At 33.6% G+C, this 22010-nt stretch carries 12 protein-coding genes; 10 read left to right on the top strand and 2 right to left on the bottom strand.

Features of this window, described 5'->3' with window-relative positions; genetic code table 11:
• Positions 1-81: 81 nt before the first annotated feature.
• The 5 genes from EV145_RS14465 (at position 82) to EV145_RS14445 (ending at position 8276) form a co-directional block, all read left to right on the top strand.
• Positions 82-2358 carry a GH92 family glycosyl hydrolase gene (locus EV145_RS14465; RefSeq protein ID WP_133525913.1) on the top strand — a complete coding sequence of 759 codons (2277 nt, stop codon included), beginning with the start codon at positions 82-84 and terminating at the stop codon, positions 2356-2358.
• 133 nt (positions 2359-2491) lie between these two features.
• Complete coding sequence (locus EV145_RS14460) at positions 2492-4774, top strand: GH92 family glycosyl hydrolase (RefSeq protein ID WP_133525912.1); 2283 nt, start codon at positions 2492-2494, stop codon at positions 4772-4774.
• Between the two features lie 4 nt (positions 4775-4778).
• On the top strand, positions 4779-6239 hold the full coding sequence (locus tag EV145_RS14455) for a glycoside hydrolase family 125 protein (RefSeq protein ID WP_133525911.1): 1461 nt from the start codon (positions 4779-4781) through the stop codon (positions 6237-6239).
• A gap of 64 nt (positions 6240-6303) precedes the next feature.
• Complete coding sequence (locus tag EV145_RS14450; protein WP_133525910.1) at positions 6304-7206, top strand: ROK family protein; 903 nt, start codon at positions 6304-6306, stop codon at positions 7204-7206.
• 74 nt (positions 7207-7280) lie between these two features.
• Positions 7281-8276, top strand: a complete 996-nt coding sequence (locus EV145_RS14445) for an isoaspartyl peptidase/L-asparaginase family protein (RefSeq protein WP_133525909.1) — start codon at positions 7281-7283, stop codon at positions 8274-8276.
• Between the two features lie 171 nt (positions 8277-8447).
• Here EV145_RS14445 and EV145_RS14440 read toward each other — a convergent pair whose 3' ends face one another.
• The gene (locus tag EV145_RS14440; protein WP_133525908.1) at positions 8448-9218 is read right to left on the bottom strand and encodes a DUF2490 domain-containing protein; all 771 of its coding nucleotides are present in this window, start codon (positions 9216-9218) and stop codon (positions 8448-8450) included.
• A 326-nt stretch (positions 9219-9544) separates the two neighbouring features.
• On the opposite strand from EV145_RS14440, the gene EV145_RS14435 reads away from it, so the two are divergent.
• The 3 genes from EV145_RS14435 (at position 9545) to EV145_RS14425 (ending at position 12641) form a co-directional block, all read left to right on the top strand.
• Positions 9545-10555, top strand: a complete 1011-nt coding sequence (locus tag EV145_RS14435) for a hypothetical protein (protein WP_133525907.1) — start codon at positions 9545-9547, stop codon at positions 10553-10555.
• Between the two features lie 196 nt (positions 10556-10751).
• A complete protein-coding gene (locus tag EV145_RS14430; protein ID WP_133525906.1) occupies positions 10752-11810 on the top strand; it encodes a hypothetical protein in 1059 nt (352 codons plus the stop codon).
• Between the two features lie 75 nt (positions 11811-11885).
• The gene (locus tag EV145_RS14425) at positions 11886-12641 is read left to right on the top strand and encodes a hypothetical protein (RefSeq protein WP_133525905.1); all 756 of its coding nucleotides are present in this window, start codon (positions 11886-11888) and stop codon (positions 12639-12641) included.
• A gap of 213 nt (positions 12642-12854) precedes the next feature.
• Here EV145_RS14425 and EV145_RS14420 read toward each other — a convergent pair whose 3' ends face one another.
• Positions 12855-14237 (bottom strand): hypothetical protein, encoded by a 1383-nt coding sequence (locus EV145_RS14420; RefSeq protein WP_133525904.1) that lies wholly within the window; start codon positions 14235-14237, stop codon positions 12855-12857.
• A gap of 361 nt (positions 14238-14598) precedes the next feature.
• Between EV145_RS14420 and EV145_RS14415 the strand changes: the two genes are divergently transcribed.
• Together EV145_RS14415 and EV145_RS14410 are read left to right on the top strand one after the other, a co-directional pair.
• Positions 14599-17715, top strand: a complete 3117-nt coding sequence (locus EV145_RS14415; RefSeq protein WP_133525903.1) for a glycoside hydrolase family 2 TIM barrel-domain containing protein — start codon at positions 14599-14601, stop codon at positions 17713-17715.
• 179 nt (positions 17716-17894) lie between these two features.
• The gene (locus EV145_RS14410; protein ID WP_133525902.1) at positions 17895-21986 is read left to right on the top strand and encodes a two-component regulator propeller domain-containing protein; all 4092 of its coding nucleotides are present in this window, start codon (positions 17895-17897) and stop codon (positions 21984-21986) included.
• Positions 21987-22010 lie beyond the last annotated feature (24 nt).

Here is a 22010-nt window from a genome sequence, read left to right as displayed (position 1 = left end):
TAAAATAAAAAAATATCGGCGTAAATCAGTTTAATCCGCTTCATCAGTGGGCAATTACGCAAGTCATAATAAAAAGAATATATGTTTACAAAATATACCAAAATAGCTTTTAGCGGTATTTTCGCTTTAAACTTGTTTTTTGCAAATCCTGTTGATGCGCAGAAAAACAAAGCAAACCAAAATAATGTAGATTACACAAAGTATGTAAATCCGTTGATTGGATCAGCAGGCCACGGTCACGTTTTTGTTGGGGCGAATGTTCCTTTTGGAGCCATTCAATTAGGTCCTGTAAATATATTTGAAGGCTGGGATTGGTGCAGTGGTTATAATTATGCAAGCAACACTGTTTTAGGCTTTACGCATACGCATTTGAGCGGTACGGGAATTGGCGATTTAAACGATATACTGTTGCTTCCAGTTTCAGGAAAAGTGCCTTTGTTTAAAGGGACAAAAGAAGATATGGTAAATGGTTATGGTTCTTATTTTTCTCATGAAAATGAAGTAAGCAAACCAGGATACTACAGTGTTTTATTGGATAAGTATAAAATCAAAGCCGAACTAACCGCCAGTGAAAGAGTGGGGTTTCATAAATACACTTTTAATGCTGCCAATGATAATCACGTTTTATTAGATCTTGCTGACGGAATTGGATGGGATAAACCAGTAAAAACATTTATCAAAAAGATAAATGAAACTACACTTGCTGGTTATCGTTTTTCAGCTGGCTGGGCGGCAGATCAGCGCGTTTACTTTACAATCGAATTTTCTGAACCAATTTCGAATTTGGCTCTATACGATGATAAAACTGCTGTAAATGGAAATGAAGGCGAAGGTTTGAAAATGAAGGCAGTTATCGATTTTGCAACTTTAAAAAACAAACAGGTTTTGGTAAAGGTTGGAATTTCGCCAGTAAGTTATGAGAATGCTTCCGCGAATATAAAAGCCGAGATTCCGAATTGGGATTTTGATCAAACGGTTAAAACAGCTGCTTCAAAATGGAACAAAGAGCTAAATAAAATCCAGATTACTGGAAATGATAAAACAATGAAAGTTTTTTATACTTCTTTGTATCACACCATGTTTGCGCCTTCAATTTTTAATGATGTCAATGGAGATTATAGAGGAACAGATAAAAAAGTGTACGAAAAAGCAAATTTTACAAATTACACGACTTTCTCACTTTGGGATACTTACCGCGGACTTCATCCTTTATATACTATTACGCAGCCAGATAAAATTAATGATATTGTAAAATCATTTTTGGCAATTTACCAGCAACAAGGAAGATTACCGGTTTGGCATTTAATGGGCAATGAAACCAATACAATGAACGGAAATCATTCGATCGCTGTAATTGCGGACGCCTACTTAAAAGGATATCGCGATTATGATGTGGCTTTGGCCTACGAAGCAATGAAAAAAACAGCCATGCAAACACGTGACGGAATGGATTATGTTCAAAAATTAGAATATATTCCTGCGGATAAAATGCTGGAAACTGTCGGGAATGCTTTAGAATATGCTATTGATGATTATTGCATTGCACAAGTGGCAAAATCTTTAAATAAGACTGAAGATTATAATTACTTTATAAAAAGAGCCAATTTGTACAAACTTTATTTTGATAAAGAAACACAGTTTATGCGCGGTAAATTGACTGACGGAAATTGGAGAACACCATTTAATCCGCTTTCATCGGCGCACCGTAAAGATGATTATGTCGAAGGAAATGCGTGGCAATATACGTGGCTAGTGCCACAAGATCCTTATGGTTTAATTGAATTATTTGGAAGCGAAAGCAAATTTTTGGCTAAATTAGATTCACTTTTTCTAATTACAGATAAAGTAGAAGGGGAAGAAATTTCTCCAGATATTAGCGGTTTAATCGGTCAATATGCGCAAGGAAATGAACCAAATCATCATATTCCGTACTTGTATGCATTTGCTGGACAGCCATGGAAAACGGCAAAATTAATTCGTGAAATCGACGATAAATTCTACTCAACAAAACCAGACGGATTGTGCGGTAATGAAGATTTAGGACAAATGTCGGCTTGGTATGTTTTATCTTCAATGGGATTTTATTCGGTTAATCCTGCAAATGGAGTTTACGTTTTAGGAAGTCCGTTTGTAAATTCGGCAGTAATTCATCATAAAGCCGGAATTTCATTTTCAATAAAAGCAATTGATAACAGCGCAACTAATATCTATATTCAAAAAGCAGAATACAATGGAAAACCTTATACAAAATCGTATATCACACAAGATATGATTGTAAAAGGAGGAGAATTGAAATTGTTTATGGGGAGCAAACCATCTGCAACTTTTGGAGTAAAGAAATCGGATAGACCTCTTTAGAGCGTTTTCAGTTTTCAGTTACAGTTTTCAGACAAGGTTTTGAGATCTTGCAGGTATAGAATCACTTATTCTTGAGTCACAGTTTTTAGCTTAAAGCGTATTGCCTAAAGCTTAAAGCATATAAAATATAATTATGAAAATAAAGAGTTTAATTTTTTTAGGATTGATGCATTGTTTTGTTGCCGCAAATGCACAGGTTAAACCATTAGATCCAGCAGAATATGTAAATCCGTTAATGGGAACACAATCGTTGCACAGTCTATCTAACGGAAATACTTATCCAGCAATCTGCAGACCTTGGGGAATGAATTTCTGGACGCCGCAAACCGGAAAAATGGGTGATGGATGGGCCTATATTTATACGGCCGAGAAAATTAGAGGGTTTAAACAAACGCATCAGCCATCGCCTTGGATGAACGATTACGGACAGTTTTCGATTATGCCCGTAACGGGTAAATTGGCTTTCGCGGAAGCGGATAGAGCAAGCTGGTTCAGTCATAAAGCAGAAGTCTCAAAACCATATTATTACAGCGTTTATTTGGCTGATTATGATGTAAAGACAGAAATTACAGCAACAGAAAGAGCGGCACATTTTCAAATTACATTTCCAGAAAATGAGCAGTCTTCGATTGTAATTGATGCTTTTGATAAAGGTTCATACATAAAAATTATTCCTTCAGAAAACAAAATTATTGGTTATACAACGCGTAACAGCGGAGGTGTTCCAACTAATTTTAAAAATTATTTTGTTTTAGTTTTCGATAAACCTTTTGCATCAAATTCGACTTGGAACGATGCAGGCTTGCAAAAAGAAAAATTAGAATTGCAGGATAATCACGCAGGAGCAGTTGTAAGTTTTAAAACTAAAAAAGGAGAAATTGTCAATGTAAAAGTGGCTTCCTCTTTTATAAGTCCAGAACAGGCTGCACTTAATTTAAAAGAATTAGGAAATGCTTCTTTTAATGAAACAGTTGCGGCTTCTAAAAAAGAATGGAATAAAGTTTTAGGTAAATTGACAGCAGAAAGCAGTAACGAAGAACAATTACAGACATTTTATTCCTGTTTGTACCGTGCAGCTTGTTTTCCTCAAAAACAATATGAAATAAACGCCAAAGGAGAAATTGTACATTACAGTCCGTATAATGGGAATGTTTTGCCAGGATATATGTATGCGGGAACTGGTTTTTGGGATACTTTCCGAGCGTTATATCCGCTATTGAATTTGGTTTATCCTTCAATAAATAAAGAAATGCAGGAAGGTTTGATCAACGATTATAAAGAAGGCGGGTTTTTACCAGAATGGTCAAGTCCTGGATTTAGAAATGTAATGGTTGGGAATAATTCGGCTTCTGTAGTTTCTGAGGCTTACATTAAAGGATTACGTGGTTATGATATCAATACGTTGTATGAAGCTTTACTTCACGGAGCAAATAATGAAGGTCCATTAGAAGCTGTTGGAAGAAAAGGAGTTTCTTATTACAATACACTTGGTTACGTTCCTTATGATGTAAAAATTAACGAGAATGCGGCTAGGACTTTAGAATATGCCTACGATGATTTTGCGATTTGGAAATTGGCGAAAGCCTTAAATCGCCCGAAGAAAGAAATCAGTTTATTCGAAAAACGAATGCTGAATTACAAAAATCTCTATAATCCGTCAATTGGCTGGATGAGCGGTCGTAATAAAGACGGAAGTTTCCCTGCGAATTTTAATCCGTTTAAATGGGGAGATGCTTTTACAGAAGGAAATGCATTGCATTACAGCTGGAGTGTTTTTCATGATATTCAAGGTTTGATTGATTTAATGGGTGGCCAGAAAAAATTTACTGAAAAATTAGATGCCGTTTTTACAACGCCTCCAATTTTTGACGACAGTTATTATGGCGCTGTTATTCATGAAATTCGCGAAATGCAGATCATGAATATGGGACAATATGCGCACGGAAATCAGCCAATTCAGCATATGATTTATTTGTACAATTATGCAGGCGAACCGTGGAAAACACAATATTGGTCAAGAGAAGTGATGAATCGTTTATACAAACCAACTCCTGACGGTTATTGTGGCGATGAAGACAACGGGCAGACTTCGGCTTGGTATATTTTCTCTGCGATGGGATTTTATCCGGTTTGTCCAGCAACAGACGAATATGTTTTGGGCGCGCCATTGTTTAAAAAGCTGACTTTGAATCTAGAAAACGGAAAACAGCTTATTATCAACGCTTCAAAAAATTCGGAAACCAATAAATATGTAAAGGATTTAAAATGGAACAACGCTTCATATTCAAAAAATTTCATCAATCATTTTGAAGTTTTAAAAGGCGGTGAATTAAATTTCGATATGTCGGCAGAGCCTAATTTGCAAAGAGGAACTTCTAAAGACGCTTTTCCATATTCTTACTCAACTTCAAAATAATAGTATGCAGTCACGTAGAAAATTTATAAAAAATACAGGCATTTTTTCAGCAGGATTATTAGCACTTCAAACTGATGTTTTTGCAATGAAATCAGACAGTTTTAATTTTGCTCTTAAAGATTTTATCAGCAAAAGGCCTCCTTTAAAAGAAAGAAAATTTACCAGTCCAGCCATTGAAGCGGCAATTGTCCGAATCAAAAAGCAAATTGCAAATCCAGAATTGGCTTGGCTGTTTGAAAATTGTTTTCCAAATACTTTAGACACTACAGTCGATTTTGAAATTATCGACGGAAAACCAGATACCTATGTAATTACTGGTGATATTGATGCAATGTGGCTTCGTGATAGTACAGCGCAGATCTGGCCGTATATTCCGTTTGTAAAAGAAGATAAAAAACTGGCTGAATTAGTAAAAGGTGTTATCAACCGCCAGATGAAGTGTATTCTGCTTGACCCGTATGCGAATGCTTTTTATAAAGATTTTACCAAGATAAGCGAATGGAAAAATGATATGACTAAAATGCAGCCTGGAATTCACGAACGTAAATGGGAAATTGACAGTTTGTGTTACCCAATTAGGCTCGCGCACGGCTACTGGGCAGCAACAGGAGACATAAGTTTATTTGACAATAAATGGAAAGAAGCGATGCTTTTAGTATTGCAGACATTTAAAGAACAACAACGCTTTAACGGAAAAGGACCTTACAGTTTTCAAAGAGAAACAGCTTGGGCCACAGATGGCGTTCCGTTGAGCGGTTACGGTTATCCTGTAAAACCTTGCGGATTAATCGTTTCGACTTTTAGACCGAGCGATGACAGCACTTTATTTGGTTATTTGATTCCGAGCAATATGTTTGCGATTGAAGTTTTGGGTTATTTAATCGAAATTTTCTCGTTGCCAGCTTTATTAGACAAAGATTTAGTTGCCAAAGCTACTGAATTAAGAGCTCAGGTTCAAAAAGGATTAGAAGAAAACGGAATTATTGAGCATCCAAAATTTGGAAAAATAATTGCTTTTGAAGTAAACGGATATGGCAGTTTTCATATGATGGATGATGCAAATGTTCCTTCTTTATTATCACTTCCATATTTAGGAGCAATTGCGCCAGACAGTCCGCTTTATTTGAATACGCGTAAAGTGGTTCTTTCAGAAAATAATCCATTTTTCTACAAAGGAAAAGCAGGTGAAGGAATTGGAGGACCCCACACCGGAGCCGATACGATTTGGCCAATGAGTATTGTGTTGAGAGCCATTACAAGTGTTGATGAAAATGAGATAAAAGCCTGTATAAGCAATTTGATTAAAACCAATGCAGATACTGGTTTCATGCACGAATCTTTTCATAAAGACGATGTTGCAAAATTTACCCGAAAATGGTTTGCATGGGCCAATACACTTTTTGGTGAAATGATTGTGCATACCAGCATTCACTATCCGCAGATTTTAAAAGACAAGAACATCTAAAATAAAAATAAAAAATATACCATTACAGATTATTTACTCTCAAAATGGTTCAAAATACAAAAGAATGAATATAGAATATGCCGTTGGAATTGACATAGGAGGAACACATATTACCGCTGCAATTATTGATCTTGCAAGCATGAAAGTAATTGATTTTTCGCTGCATAAAGAAACGTTTAACTCCAATTTGCCTGTAAAAGAGGTTATGTCTATTTGGGAAAAAGTAATTCGAACTTCGGTTAAAAATTCAAAAGTTGAAGCAATAAAAGGACTTACAATCTGCATGCCTGGGCCATTTGACTACACTAACGGACTTTGCTGGATAAAAGACCAGTCAAAATACGAGCATTTTTACGGACTTAACGTGCGTTATTTATTTCAGGGAACTTTAAATCTTTCAAGCGAATTTCCTATTCTTTTTGAAAATGACGCTGTTTGTTTTGGAAAAGGAGAAGTTTTTAAAGATGGTGAAAATCTTTCTAAAAAAGTGATGGCAGTGACGCTTGGTACCGGACTTGGAGCTTGTTTTATTGATAAAGGAATTTCGGTTTCAACAGGTGAATTTGTTCCTGCCGATGGCGAAATTTACAATTTGGCATTTAAAGACGGAATGGCTGAAGATTATGTTTCTGCACGAGGGCTTTTGGCCAATTACAAAACGTTGGCAGGAAAAACAATAAACAACGGGTTAGAACTCTATAATCTTGCTTTAAACGGTGACGAAATCGCAAAAAAAGTTTTTGTAGAAATGGGAGAAGATTTAGCAGAAGTAGTAATTCCTTGGCTGAAAAAATTTGGCGCAGACCGATTTATTATTGGCGGAAAAATTGCAAATGCCAGTGAATTTTTCTTGGATGCTTTCAATAAAAGAATAAAAGAATCAGGAATTGAAATTAATGTTTCTGTTTCTACAGATAATGAAATTGCAGCTCTATTAGGTGCTGCAAGTATGTTGTATAAAGCATAGTTTTTCTAAATTTACAGTAGAGATAAATTTTGCTACTCCTTATGGGTATTGAGAGTTGCTAAAAAATATAAGTTATGACAAATCGCAGGAATTTTATAAAAACAACCGCAATTGCTTCAGTAGCTGTTGCATTGCAGTCTTTTCAATCTAATTCGGAAAAAGAAGAAAAGGCAATTTCTAAAAAAGGAAAGAAACCAATTGTGCTTTCTACATGGCGATTTGGAATACCTGCAAATGAAGCAGCCTGGGAAATTTTGAAGAAGAACGGCAAAGCTTTAGATGCAGTTGAAGCCGGCGTAAAAGTTCCAGAAGCTGATCCAAAAGAAAGAAGTGTTGGTTACGGTGGACGCCCAGACAGAGACGGACGCGTAACGCTGGACGCCTGTATTATGGACGAAAATGCCAATATTGGTTCTGTTGCCTGTCTGGAATATATAAAACATCCTATTTCTGTTGCGAGAGCCGTAATGGAAAAAACGCCTCACGTTATGCTTGTTGGTGATGGTGCTCTGCAATTTGCATTGGAACAGGGTTTTAAAAAAGAAAATCTGCTATTAGAAGAGTCAGAAAAAGAATGGAAAGAATGGCTGAAAGACAGCAAATACAAGCCAATTGCTAATATTGAAAACCACGATACGATAGGAATGATTGCTTTAGATGCAGACGGAAATCTTTCTGGTGCATGCACAACAAGCGGTATGGCATTTAAAATGCACGGACGCGTTGGTGATTCGCCAATTATTGGAGCAGGTTTATATGTCGATAACGAAATTGGCGCAGCAACTGCAACTGGCCACGGAGAAGAAGTGATCAGAATTTCAGGCTGTCATTTGGTTGTCGAATTGATGCGTCAGGGAAAATCGCCTCAAAAAGCCTGTGAAGAAGCTGTAGCCAGAATTGTGAAATTAACCAAAAACAGAAATAAAGATTTAAAAGATATTCAGGTTGGGTTTATTGCGCTAAACAAAAATGGCGAATATGGTTCGTACTGTGTTCAAGGCGGTTTTAATTATGCGGTTTATGATGAAACAGGAAACCGTTTAATAGATGCGGATTATTTCTTGAAATAACAATCTGTTGTGTGTAATTGTGTGAACAAATAGAAACATAGATTTTTATGTTAAAAAAGATGAGAAAAAAAACCGTTTCTTTCACATAGTCAACTATGTTTGTTTTAAATAAGTGAAACGCCTTTTTTACGCACTCAAAATCTATGTTTCTATGTGTTTTAAAAAAAATAATCATTCGTCACCTGAATTTTCCGTTGTCGAAGGTACTTTTTTCCGAATGCTCGTACTTAAGTAAAAAAACAATCTTATGGTGTGATTCATATCATATTGATATCCAGAATATTTTTGCTGATAAACATTCATATACCCAAAATCATAACTCCATTTTGGGTTGATTGTTTGTTTTATTCCAATAAAAAACCGATTCTGATCAAAGGTATTGTAGACAGCTTCTTTGCCAAATTGTAAAAGAATTTCATCGGAAAGTACCATCTGAGGCCATGATTTTTTATCAGAAATTCGGAAAGTAAAACTCATTAAATACCGAACTCTATTAGTAAAACGCCAATCTCCGGTGGGTTCATCGTTAACAATTTTTTCTTGCCATCGCTGTTCATTTCTAATTCGTTGCAAAATACTCACATTGCCCACTTTAGCATTTAACTGCGCCTGCTGGTAAATCCTGTTTTCGTCAGCAAAAGTACTCCAGTCTGGATTTGAAGGTGCCAGCCACATATGTGCATATCCTGCATTTATTGACACGTTTGAGTTGGGTATATAGCTGAATCCTCCTCTTATAAAGTAAAAACTGGGATCAGACACAAAATCGTTTCGACGAATGTGAAAATCTCCAATAACAGCCCAGTGATCAGCAAATTTCGTTACCGTATTGATAGAAACCCAGGTTTGAAGCTGTTGATTGATTTCTTTTTTTTGATCGGTTTGTGCTATCGCCAATATTGGGAATAGAAGGATTAAAGTTCGAGTAAAAGTGTTCTTCATATATAGTACGATAGAAATTAGTGTAATCAGTCAATTTCTTTTTAATATATAAAAGGCAGTAATTCAAAACAATATAAAGTAAATGTAGTCTTTTTTTATGAAAATTATATTGTTTATGAAAATGTAATTTGTTTAATATTAGTGCTTTAAGTGTGGTTTTTAAAGTGGTTTTTAATTAGGTTTTATAGTAATATCGGTATCAATTTCTGATAAATTAAATGTCTTTAAATGTGTATTTGTTTTTCAATAAAAGCTATATTCGCTTTTCCTTTATTAAGAAAAATAAGGTGTTTTAAAAATTAAAAACTCTCAAATAATCAAAGCGAATGCGTAAATTTTTACTAATTATCCTAATAGCTGTAGCTTTTCAAAGCTGTAATTTTGGAACTAACGGAACACAGAAAAATGAAAGTATTGAATCAAGTAAGGTTCAGGAAATTAAACTTTTAAATGATAAATTATTCAAAGCAATAATGAATAATGATATTCCTGGAGTAAAAGCGCTGATGTCAGATAAATTGCTTTCAGTAGTAAATTCTGATGTAGATAAATTAGTTGGTAAAATAAGCAATGATTATAAAACGGATAGCTATAAAATTGTAGATCAATACTATGTTTTAAATACAGCTGTAGATATTCCTAATACTTTGATATCTGGTGTTTCGGGTGATAATGATTATGTTATAAATTACAAAGCTTTAAACAAAGAGATGTACACCGTATTATTAATGCCCAATACAGAATACAATCATGTATTGATAACAGTAATTTATGGTAAGTACGGCAACGAGTGGAAGATAAATATTTTACAGTTTGGGCAATATACTTTATTGAAAAAAACAGCACCTGATTATTATAATATGGCGCAGGAAAGTTATAAAAAAGGGTATTTAATTGATGCGGTTAATTATATCAGTTTGGCTAAAGAATGCTTAAAACCAGCTAGTGAATTCTTTAAATATCAGAAAGAGCAGGAAATAAACGATTTTAGCGATAAAGTATTTAATGAAGCGGGCTCAAAATTTACTTTGCCCTTGACATTAGAAAATATTGAAAGCAAACCTAAAGTATTTCGAATTTTTCCTCAAATGACTAAAGACGGTTTTATGCCAGAGATTTGTTATGTTTCTAACATTAAATTGTCTGATACTGTTGCTTTGAAAGTTGAAAATGATAAAGTTAAAATTGAAACAGCTAAATTATTCAATGGAATTGATAAAGGAAAAACTAAGATTTTTTATGGGGCCTATAATGAGATACCTGATGGAAAAAAAGAAGTTATGCAATACCGATTTATTGAGGTAATCAAGAAAGTAAAAGAAGTTAAGACAAAGTAAAAAGAGCGGAGTAAATAAAGTAGAAAAAGAATTACTGTACCTTTATTATATTGCTGTCGTTTTAAATGGACTTGCAATTTATAATTACAGAAAAACGAGTTAAAAAAATCGTACCTATTAAGGATTTAAAGCAGGAAAATTACTAAATTAACATCGCATTCCAATCTGCTGTTTAACCTAAATCCTTGTTATTTTTATGATTAAGAAAATTTTTAGCCTTGCCATTGTTATTAGTTTGTTCCTTGCCTGCAGTAAAACAGATGATGACAAACCAGAAGAAAAAATAAGTCCAAAAGTAGTTTCTTTTGATACCAGCCAAAATTCGTCTTTAATGTTTCAGGACGATGAAGCTTTAGAAGTGATGACTTCAGAGTCCAGAACTTACAGTATAAGTCAAGTTATACGAATAAAACCAATCGACGAAAAAACAATTGAAGTTTCTAATTTTGCTCCATTTGACATTGAAGATGCCGTTATTTTAGCCACAATTGAAGGCAATACACAGGTACAGCTTTTCAAAATAAAAAAAATTAGAGCGCACGCCACACAAAAAATGAAGTATCCTTTTGTTGACGGGATTTCTTCATTTCTAGACGCTGAAAACAAAAAAGTAGATCTTTCACAATATAAAACAACGGGAGTTTCGCCAGATAAAATTGCATTTGATTTTACGGGAGAAAACGAAACCATTTTAAAGCTTAAAAAACTGAAAGCATTAAAATGGACAATTAAATATCATAATTATGATCCAAATAATGACCCAAATAATAATTGGATGCCTACAACAGCCAAGGATATTCGTCGTTTTTCTGGATTGATGCTTAATATGGGAATCGTTTTTGTTTCGGATAAATTCAAAGAGGCTTTTTTAAATGAGCAGATTATCGGCAATGATGGAAAGACAGCGCTGACTTTGGCAGAAAAAGAAAAGGCTTATAATGATATTTTAAATCATGCCCGTTTTAATTGTGGCAAAGTGGATAAAGTTTCAGGTTTAGGAGGCGGAGCAACATTAGGATATGCCGAACATATATTGCATGATTTTATCAGTATCAATGCCGGTGATATTACTTCGCATGAAATTGGGCATTGCGTTGGCTTTAATCATGATTCAAATATGACGTATCCAAAAACGATCAATAATGTCAGTACCGGAATCAGCCCTGTTATGTCAAGAATAAACAAGGATTTTTTTGCTGGCGGATTATTTATCGTAAATCTTCAGAATTATTATAAGCTTTCTGATTTTCAGTAATTAGTAGTTAGTAAATAGTAAATAGTAAATAGTAAATAGTAATTAGTAGTTAGGTGCAAGCAAATGCTAAACAATATGAGGAATTTGATTATAGTTTTTTTATTTTTTTTATCACACTCCATCTTTTGTCAGAATCAAGAAACTCAATTAAAAGAAGCTTTTTCAAAAAAATCAGATTCATTACTACTTAAGTTTTTTAGCTCTTGGCAAAATGGATTAATGACAAATAACGTTAATACGCAAAATAATACTTTAAAAATTGTAAATAACATATTTGAAGATATTTACTCTAATGAAGTAAATCATTCCCAACTTGAAAGGGATAAATATATATTAATTGATACTCGAAAATTAATAATAGATATTGTAAAGGAAGACTCAGGAACTAACGACTTGATAAAAAGTATTTACCAATTAGAGCAATCTAAAAACATCAATAATAAAGAAGACAAATTAAACAGTTTGTGTTATGAACTTAAAGAGAAAGCTAAAAGTGCTAAAATTGATACTTTGAATAATTTTAATCCAACTTATAAAAATCATAAAGTTTTATATTTAGATAATAATTATAATAATATCTTTCAAACTTTTTTAGTTGAATATGGTAAATATGAAGATAGAGAGAGGTTTTTAAGGAACAAAATAAAAGACTTTTTCTCTAACGGTCGTCGTTTTTCGCCCAATGATAGAATTAATAAAATCATACTTTTTGCTTCTATGAAATTTGCTGTTGTGGAATGGGATGATGGTTATTGCAATGGAGAAAGATATTATCTTTTGAATAATCATAATTGGAAACCTTTATCATACTCATATGAAGAATGTGAATAGAATTGCCTGTACCTAACACACGCTACAAGCAATTTGGGGATTTGGCTTAATGGAAAATTTAGTTTGTATTTGGAAGATTTGGCAAATCCGAAAGATAACGCTGATTTAATCCCAAACTGCTTGTAGCGCGAGAACGTTAGTAAACATTAAACAGTAATTAGAATAGAAAACTGCTAATCTGAATTTATAATTAGATTGGCGGTTTTTAAATTACTATTCAAAAATTTTAGGTTTGGAATCAAAAAGATATGATTTAGGATAGGAGCTTATAATATTGTTTTCTTTATCTAAAGTTATGTATATAATTCCATAGGCAACAAGATATTTTTCTGTTGTATTTTCTTTAAATCCTAGATAAATAATACGTTGCCTTAAAGCATTTGTGATATTCTCTCCTTTTTGATTGAAAAAATCGTACCGCATTGCTCTTTCTTTTACAGGCGGATACGTGGCATCTTCAACTAAATATAAGCCTTCCGAAATCTCATGTATTTTAGTTTCAACTTTAGATGTTTGGATTATAGTATTGCCGTTGTAATCTATAATATATTGATTGTCATAAATGGGATTTCTCCAATCTTCATAACTTCTTTTTACAATAAGCTGTCCATATTTATTAAAGGTACTGATTGTGTTTTTGATATCTGGAAGTGTTTTAATGGTTTCCAGTTTTTCATTTATAATTTTAAAAATTCTAGTTTCATGTCGGGGCAATGGTTCGCCATAATAGTTATACTTCTGTTCTTCCTTTGTTATTTCTAAAACAATACAATGCCCCTTGTAAAAATTACTGTACGGAATAAAATTGCTTTCTATTCTCTGTCCATTTTTGCCAAAAAAACCATTGTTATAAGTGAAAATTTTACTTTCAGATGATGGAAGGCCAATTAGTCTTTTGAAGTCTTTTGGAACAAGTTGTGTTTTGCCATTATAAACGAGAATGTATTTTCCTTTTCTTTTGTTTTTAACCAAATAATTGTTGGGATTCCAATATTCAACAATACTGTCTTTTGTTGCTAATACTTCTTTTCCGGTAATTTGATCAATCAAAACAGAGATAAGTTTTTTCTTCTCAAAATAATAATTCAAATGCGGATTATATCTATGGTCAAAATCGTTTGTGTATTTTAAGGCGGTCAAGAAATTTCCTTGATTATTGACCAGAGCATATTTTCCATTTCTGGAAGCATACCCGTATTCTTCGGTCAAACCTGTTCTAATATTTTCATTTGTCAGTTCATTTGTTCCTGCAAAATTGTATTCATCAATAAAATGCAACTCCTTCATTAAGTCCAAAATATGGTATTCACCATGAATACTGTTATTATCACGAACGTTTTTGTTTTTTATAGGAGTTTGATTTTTACTCGCTGCTTTTTCAAGAACGGTATGAATGGAAAGATTATGATTTGTTAGAGATACATATTTATATTCTTCAGATTTTTCCCCTTCAGGTCCAATAAAAACATAACCATTTTGTGTTTTTAATATAGACAGATAGCTGTTGACGACTTTAAGATCTCCTGTTTTTGGTAAATCTTGAGAAAAACACCAAAATGATTTTATTAGCAAAATAAGCAATACAATTTTTTTCATAAATTCTCTTTTATAATAAGGTAGACTTTTTTATAAAAAGGTTGGAACGAATGTATGATTTTAATTTTTTTTATCAAAAACGCATAAATAGAGGGGGTAAATTTGTCCAGAACTGCTCTCCATACTAAAATGCCCCTTTTAGTATATCTAAATGGCCCTCATGTCTTTTAGCTGATTATCTAAATTTGTCTTCCAGAATTTGTCATTCCTTATTTATTTTAAGGTGTGCGTTTTTAAAATTTGGTTAGTGTTAGGAGTGTTCTTTTTTATGATTTTGTTATAAAGAAATGCCTTAAGCCAATTTGGAATGACAATTTTTTCAATTTCCAATATTAAAATTTAGACAATCAAAAATAGTTAGATGAAGAAAATTTTTTTAGCAGCTGCTCTCTTTTTAAGTGCACAAATTAATTTTGCACAAACCAACGAATGGGAAAATCCTCAAATATTAGACAGAGGAAAAGAATTAGGACGTAGTTCGTTTCTTTTGTTTGGCAATGCAGATGAAGTAAAGGAAAACAATCCTAAAAAATCGGCATTGTACCAAAGTTTAAATGGACTTTGGAAATTTGATATTGTAAAAACCCCGTCGCAAAGACCAACGAATTTTTTCGAACCTGGCCTTGATGTCAGCAAGTGGAAAGAGATTCAGGTGCCTTCAAACTGGGAATTACAAGGATATGATATTCCTATTTATACTAATATTACGTATCCGTTTCCTAAAAATCCTCCTTTTATAGCTGGCGATTATAATCCTGTAGCAAGTTATAGACGCAATTTTACAGTTGCTGATTCTTGGAACGATAAAGAAATTATACTTCATTTTGGTTCTATTTCAGGTTATGCAAGAGTTTTTTTAAACGGAAAAGAAGTCGGGATGACAAAAGCGTCAAAAACTCCGGCTGAATTTAATATTACCTCTTTTTTAAAGAAAGGAGAAAACTTAATTGCAGTTCAGGTTTTTCGCTGGCATGACGGAAGTTATTTAGAAGATCAGGATTTCTGGAGATTAAGCGGTATTGAACGTGATGTTTATTTGCAGGCAATGCCTAAAACTGCCGTTTGGGATTATTTTGTAAAAAGTGATTTGGACAATCAATATAAAAACGGAATCTTCAATCTAGATGTTACTTTGAAATATTTTGAAAACAACAAAATAAAAAATCCATCTGTTAAAGTTGAATTGTTTGATAAAGAAGGAAAAACTGTTTATTCTGAAAGTAAAAAAGTAAATGCTAAAGAGCAGAAAATCAGCTTTTCAAAAACTATTGAAAGTGTAAAACAATGGAATGCCGAAACGCCAAACTTGTATCGTTATACCATTTCATTATTAGATAATAAAGGAAATTTACTTGAAGCTGTTTCTAAAAAAACAGGTTTTAGAAAAGTAGAAATCAAAGATGCACAGCTTTTAGTTAATGGAAAAGCGGTGATGGTTAAAGGAGTAAATATTCACGAACATGATGATGTAAACGGCCACGTGCCAAGTCCTGAATTAATGCTGAAAGATCTTCAGTTAATGAAGGAATTTAATATCAATGCGATCAGAATGAGTCATTATCCGCATGATACACATTTTTATGATTTATGTGACGAATATGGTTTTTATGTAGTTGATGAAGCGAATATTGAATCGCATGCAATGGGTGCTGAATGGCAAAACTGGTTTGACCAGAAAAAACATCCTGCGTACTTGCCAGAGTGGGCGCCGGCGCATTTAGATCGTATAAAAAGAATGTTTGAATTTGATAAAAATCATCCTTCAATTATTATCTGGTCTTTAGGAAATGAGTGCGGAAACGGCCTTGTTTTTTATGATGCTTATGATTGGTTGAAACAAGTCGATTCAACTCGTCCTGTTCAATTTGAGCAAGCAGGTGAAAATAGAAATACAGATATTGTTTGCCCAATGTATCCAGGAATTAAGAGCATGAAAAGTTATGCCGCTGCAGATAAAAAACGTCCTTACATTATGTGTGAATACGCGCACGCAATGGGTAACAGTGGTGGAAATTTTCAAGAATATTGGGATATCATCAACAGCAGCAAACACATGCAGGGCGGTTTTATTTGGGATTGGGTGGACCAAGGAATAAAAACTAAAGATGCGAATGGAAAAACATTTTGGGCATATGGTGGTGATTTAGGAGCTTCAAACCTGCAAAATGACGAAAACGGCTGTGCTGACGGAGTTATTTTCTCAAACAGAACTCCAAAACCAGCTTTAAGCGAAATTAAAAAAGTATATCAAAATATTCATTTTCAGTTTAATAATGAATCTGATTTGACGGTTACCAATCTTTATAATTTTACCAATCTTTCTGATTTTAATTTTAAATGGGAATTGGTTAAAAATGGCGCAATAGCAAAAGCAGGAACATTTAATTTAGATGTTGCACCGGCAGAAAGCAAAAAAATCGCTTTAAATCTAGATGCAATCGATGCTGATTCAGAGTATTTTGTAAATGTTTATGCGGTTTCAAAAAACGATGCACCTTTGGTAGCTAAAGGACATGAATTTGCTAGAGAACAATTTGCAATAGGAAAAGGCTCTTATTTTAAAAATAATGAAAGTGCAAAAAGCGCATCAAAACTAAAATATACAGTTAAAAACAATATCGTTTCTTTTGAAACCGAAAGTATTACAGGAGAATTTGATCTTCAAAAAGGAGAAATCTTAAAATACAATTTGAAGAATAATTCAGATGCCATTTTCACGAATTTCCCAACTCCATATTTCTGGCGCGCTCCAACAGACAATGATTTTGGAAGCAATATGGAAAATAAATTAGTAGTCTGGAAAGAAGCTTCAAAAAACGCAACAACGGTAAGTGTTGTTTTAGACAAAAAATCTTCTGACGGTTTATTGATTAAAGCAGTTTATAAATTGGCAACAATTGATGTTCCATACACGGTAGATTATTTGATTCAGAATAATGGTGCAATAAAAGTTACGGCTTCTATTGATTTAGCTGGAAAAGAATTGCCTGAAATGCCACGTTTTGGAATGCGTGCACAATTAAACGGAACTTTCGATAATTTGAGTTATTATGGAAGAGGTCCGTGGGAAAATTATTCTGATAGAAATTCGGCAGCTTTTATTGGCGAATACTCAGATAAGGTTATAAATCAGTACACTAAAAGTTATATTCGTCCTCAAGAAGGCGGCTATAAAACCGATGTTCGCTGGCTGGCTTTAAAAAATGCAAAAGGCCAAGGAATTAAAATTGAAGGATTGCAGCCTCTTGGTTTTAGTGCATTGAATATTTCAACAGAAATGCTGGATCCAGGGAAAACAAAGGCGCAACGCCATCCATCAGACTTGGATTTAGATTCTAAAGAAGCGGTTTATCTGCATTTAGATTACAGACAAAGAGGTGTAGGAGGAGATGACAGCTGGGGACGTTTGCCACATGATCAATATCGTTTAACAGATAAACAATATACTTACTCTTATGCAATTTCATTGGTTAATTAATAAGAATTGAATGTATTTATTTTTTTACAAGAAAAACCTATGATTTATTTTCATAGGTTTTTTTTAAGATTAATTTAATAATTGTATTTTTCACACGAATAATTTATAATTCTGATTTTTTTAAAGAAAATAAAATATTTCGATCAAAATAAAATATAATTAATCTCAAATCCGAAATTTTGAAAAACCGAATAGTATTATTTTTAGCACTTTTAGCCTGTTTTGCAGTCCGTTCGCAGACTGTAGGGAGCACTATTCCAAAATTTGGTCAAAAAAAATACGATATTGGTTATCTCGGAATTAAAAACGGCCTCGCAAATAATGCCGTAACCTCAGTTTATAAAGACAAGAGAGGTTTAATGTGGTTTGGAACTTATGACGGAATCAGCCGATATGACGGTTATAATTTTTTAAGTTTCAGAAATGAGCCAAATGATGCTAATTCGTTAGTAAATAACAGAATTGTAAGCATTTGCGGTACTCAAAATGAAATTTGGATTGGAACAAAAGGTGGTATCAGTGTTTACGATTATCTTAGAAATAAGTTCATTACAAAAAGTTACATAAATGCCAAGACTTCTAAAAGTGAAAAGATTGATTTTGTAGTCAATCAAATTCGGGATTATAAATCCAAAATGTATATCGCAACTGCCGGAAAAGGTTTGCTTTATACTGCAGGAGAACAAGAAAAGATTATTCAGATGCCACTTTTAGAAAACGGAAAACTGCAATGGGATTTTCACGTACAAGAAATGGATTTTGATAATTCTGGCAAATTGTGGTGTTCTGTTGCCGGAGTTGGACTAGTGGCTATGGAACCTGGAGCAAAAAGACTTACCGTTGTTTTTGAGAGTTCTGTAGGCAGTGGTTGTATTTTATACGACACGTTTTCAAATATTTGGTTAGCGGCTGAGGGAGGACTTTTAAAATACAATACAAAAAATAAAACGCACAAATTTTACGCCAATCAGGAAATTCAATATCCCATTTCTGATTTGATGTTTAAGGCTTCCGCCAATGAACTTTGGATTGCTACAAACGGAAATGGAGTTGTTAAATACAATTACAACAAAGATTCTTTTTCGCTTTTAAATGCTTGTCTTGATGATGAAAAACTCAACAGCAACGCTATTTCATCGCTTTATTTAGACAATGAAAATAGAGTTTGGATTGGAACTTTAAGAGGAGGAGTTAATACGATCGAAGAAACAAAAAGTCCATTTGTGACGATTTCGAAAAACGACAAATCAAAAAATACACTTCCTAGCGATTTTATTCTTTCATTATGCGAACAAGATTCAGAAAATCTTTGGATTGGTACAGATGGTGCGGGTGCTAGTTTGTGGAACAGAAAAACAAATACATTTACTAATTATTCGTACAATTCAAATAATCCAAGTTCGCTTAGTAATAATTTCGTTTCTGTTATTTTAAAAGATGCGAAAGGAACTTGGTTTGGAACCTATGGTGGAGGAGTTTGTCTCTTTAACGCGCAAACCCATAATTTCAAGAAATACAATCTTTTTAGTCCAAAACTTAAAGCAGTTCAAAAAAATATTTGGGTATTATTTCGAAATAAAAATAATGAACTGTGGGCCGCTTCGCCAGACGAAGAAGGTTTGTACCGATACAATGAGCAAAAAGATCAATTTGATTTTGTAGACGCAAAAATTCGCGGTATCATTTCGATGGCAGAGGATAAGAGCAATCTTTGGATTGGAAATTTTTCGAAGTTATTTCAGCTTGATCCTAAAACTATGAAACGACGCGAAATCGACGTGAAATATCCTGTTCGATCTATTGTATCGCATTCAGATACAAAAATGCTTGTGGGTACAGAAGGGGGAGGATTGATGCTTTTTAATCCGAAAACTTTTGAACGAAAATTTCTGACGCAGCGAAATGGCCTTCCAAATAATTCGATTTTAAATATTGTCCGCGATAAACAAGGCGCTTATTGGTGCAGCACGTACAACGGAATATTTGTATATAATGTCGACACCGGAAAAATAACAAGTTATCATGATGCTGACGGACTTCAAAGTAATCAGTTTAATTATAATGCGGCATTGCAACTTTCTACCGGAGAAATCGTATTTGGCGGGATTAAAGGATTTAATATTATTGATACCAAAGTCAACAGTCAGGCTCATGCTTTTCCAAAGCTGGCTATAACTTCTATTAAAGTAAACAATAAAGTTTTTGATCAGGCTGGTTTAGGCGCATTTGGCATTCAGAAATTAAAACTGTCCTATGACGAATCGATGCTGAATATCGATTTTGCTGCGTTAGAATACAGTCTTCCAGAGAAAATTTCGTATGCTTATTTTTTAGAAGGATGGGATTCGCAGTGGCATTATGTTGACAATATAAGAAGCGCAAATTATTCCAGAATTACAGAAGGTGATTATGTGCTGAAAATAAAATCGACAAATGCAGAAGGCATTTGGAATACAAAATCCATTTCGATGCCTATTACCATATTGCCACCGTGGTACAGAAGTGGCTGGGCTTATTTCTTTTATTTTATTGTATTTGTACTTGCTATTTATGTGGTAGATAAATATCAGCGTGAACAGGCGAAGCTTAAATATGAAGTTCGGCTTTCTCAGGATTTGGCAAAGCAGGAAAAAGAACTCAACGAGAAAAAAATAACTTTTTTCACTAATATTTCTCATGAATTCAGATCGCCATTGACGATGATTATTAATCCCTTGAAAGATATTATTTATGGTGCTGAACAGCAGATCGATCCTGCAGCTATTGAAATGGTGTACAGCAATTCAAGAAGACTGTTGAGTTTAGTTGATCAGTTGCTTCTTTTTAGAAAAACCGAAACCGAAACGGGAAAACTAAAAGTGGGACAAATTGATATCGTTGAATTATGCAAAGAGGTTTTCAGTTGTTTTGTGCATCACGCAAAATCAAAAAAAATAGATTATAGTTTTAGTATTTCCGAAGAAAAATTGATGGCTTACGTAGATCGGGAAAAAATAGAAATGGCTTTATTTAATTTGATTTCCAATGCTTTAAAGTTTACTGAAAAAGAAAATGGAAAAGTCGCTGTCAATTTGAGATGCACAGAAAATGAGATAATTATAAATGTTATTGATAACGGAGAAGGAGTTGTAGATGCGGATAAAGACAAAATCTTTAATTTGTTTTATCAGTCGGGCAAAAACATCAAAAATAACCGTAAAGGATTTGGTATTGGATTGTATCTCGTAAAACAATTTATAGAACAGCATCATGGAAACGTAAGTTGTCGTGATAACGAAAACGGAGGTTCTGTTTTTGAAATTAAGCTGCTTCTTGGCAAAGAACATTTTGGAGATATTGAAATACGCGAAGATTTAAGTGACCGAACTTTATTTTTGGATGAAGCTTTAGAAGATACTGTAATTCGTGAAAATGTCTTGCCGACAGTCGAAGAACCAGAAAACGTGCACGAATTGATTAAGGATGCAAAAAGTATTTTAATTGTAGATGACAATGTTCAGATTAGAAATTATTTGAAACGAATATTAGCGCCTAAATACCATGTCACCGCGGCTGAAAATGCTGAAATGGCTTTGTCTATTGTTAAAAAAGTACAGCCGGATTTAATTATTTCTGATGTTGTAATGGGAGAAATGAACGGCGTTGCATTTTGCAAACACATAAAAACAGATCCTGACCTAAAACATATTCCCGTAATACTTTTAACAGGAGGAACGTCTGAAGATGTGAAATTGAAAGGAGCGGAAGTTGGCGCTGATGATTACATTACAAAACCATTTGATAATGATTATTTATTAGCACGAATTAATGGAATTTTGACGCGTCGTGATAGTGAACAGAATTATCTGCTTAATTCGGTTACAAAAAATGTTGCTGGAGCAAAGCTGTCAGACGAGGATAAAAAACTGCTTGACAGAATTATTGAACTCATTGATTCTAATTTAGATGTTGACAATTTTAATATAAAAGATCTCGCAAGTGAATTAGGAATGAGCCATTCTTTGGTTTACAAAAAAATCAAGAAAATCACTGGCAAATCGGTTTTAGAATTTACGCGTAATGTCCGTCTTCGAAAAGTCGCAACATTATTGATTACAACCGATTTACAAATAAGCCAAGCCGCATCAATTGCTGGCTTTGGAGATATAAAATATTTCAGAAAACATTTTCAGCAGTTTTATAATTTGAATCCTTCAGAGTTTAAAAAGAAATACCAAAATGTGAAGGATAACAAATACATTCTGAATGAAAGTTTTTGGAAGTCAACATAGAAAAAAGAAGAAAGAAGTAAGAAA

Source organism: Flavobacterium sp. 245 (genome assembly GCF_004362055.1).
In the GTDB taxonomy this organism is placed as follows: Bacteria; Bacteroidota; Bacteroidia; order Flavobacteriales; family Flavobacteriaceae; genus Flavobacterium.
The sequence above is the reverse complement of the archived record's forward strand: the minus strand, read 5'-3'. Positions and strand labels throughout refer to the sequence as shown.

Coding starts and splice junctions, on each gene's coding strand:
- EV145_RS14460 (WP_133525912.1), top strand. CDS start 2,492: ATGAAAATAAAGAGTTTAATTTTTTTAGGATTGATGCATTGTTTTGTT.
- EV145_RS14430 (WP_133525906.1), top strand. CDS start 10,752: ATGATTAAGAAAATTTTTAGCCTTGCCATTGTTATTAGTTTGTTCCTT.
- EV145_RS14425 (WP_133525905.1), top strand. CDS start 11,886: ATGAGGAATTTGATTATAGTTTTTTTATTTTTTTTATCACACTCCATC.
- EV145_RS14465 (WP_133525913.1), top strand. CDS start 82: ATGTTTACAAAATATACCAAAATAGCTTTTAGCGGTATTTTCGCTTTA.
- EV145_RS14415 (WP_133525903.1), top strand. CDS start 14,599: ATGAAGAAAATTTTTTTAGCAGCTGCTCTCTTTTTAAGTGCACAAATT.
- EV145_RS14435 (WP_133525907.1), top strand. CDS start 9,545: ATGCGTAAATTTTTACTAATTATCCTAATAGCTGTAGCTTTTCAAAGC.
- EV145_RS14450 (WP_133525910.1), top strand. CDS start 6,304: ATGAATATAGAATATGCCGTTGGAATTGACATAGGAGGAACACATATT.
- EV145_RS14440 (WP_133525908.1), bottom strand. CDS start 9,218: ATGAAGAACACTTTTACTCGAACTTTAATCCTTCTATTCCCAATATTG.
- EV145_RS14455 (WP_133525911.1), top strand. CDS start 4,779: ATGCAGTCACGTAGAAAATTTATAAAAAATACAGGCATTTTTTCAGCA.
- EV145_RS14445 (WP_133525909.1), top strand. CDS start 7,281: ATGACAAATCGCAGGAATTTTATAAAAACAACCGCAATTGCTTCAGTA.
- EV145_RS14420 (WP_133525904.1), bottom strand. CDS start 14,237: ATGAAAAAAATTGTATTGCTTATTTTGCTAATAAAATCATTTTGGTGT.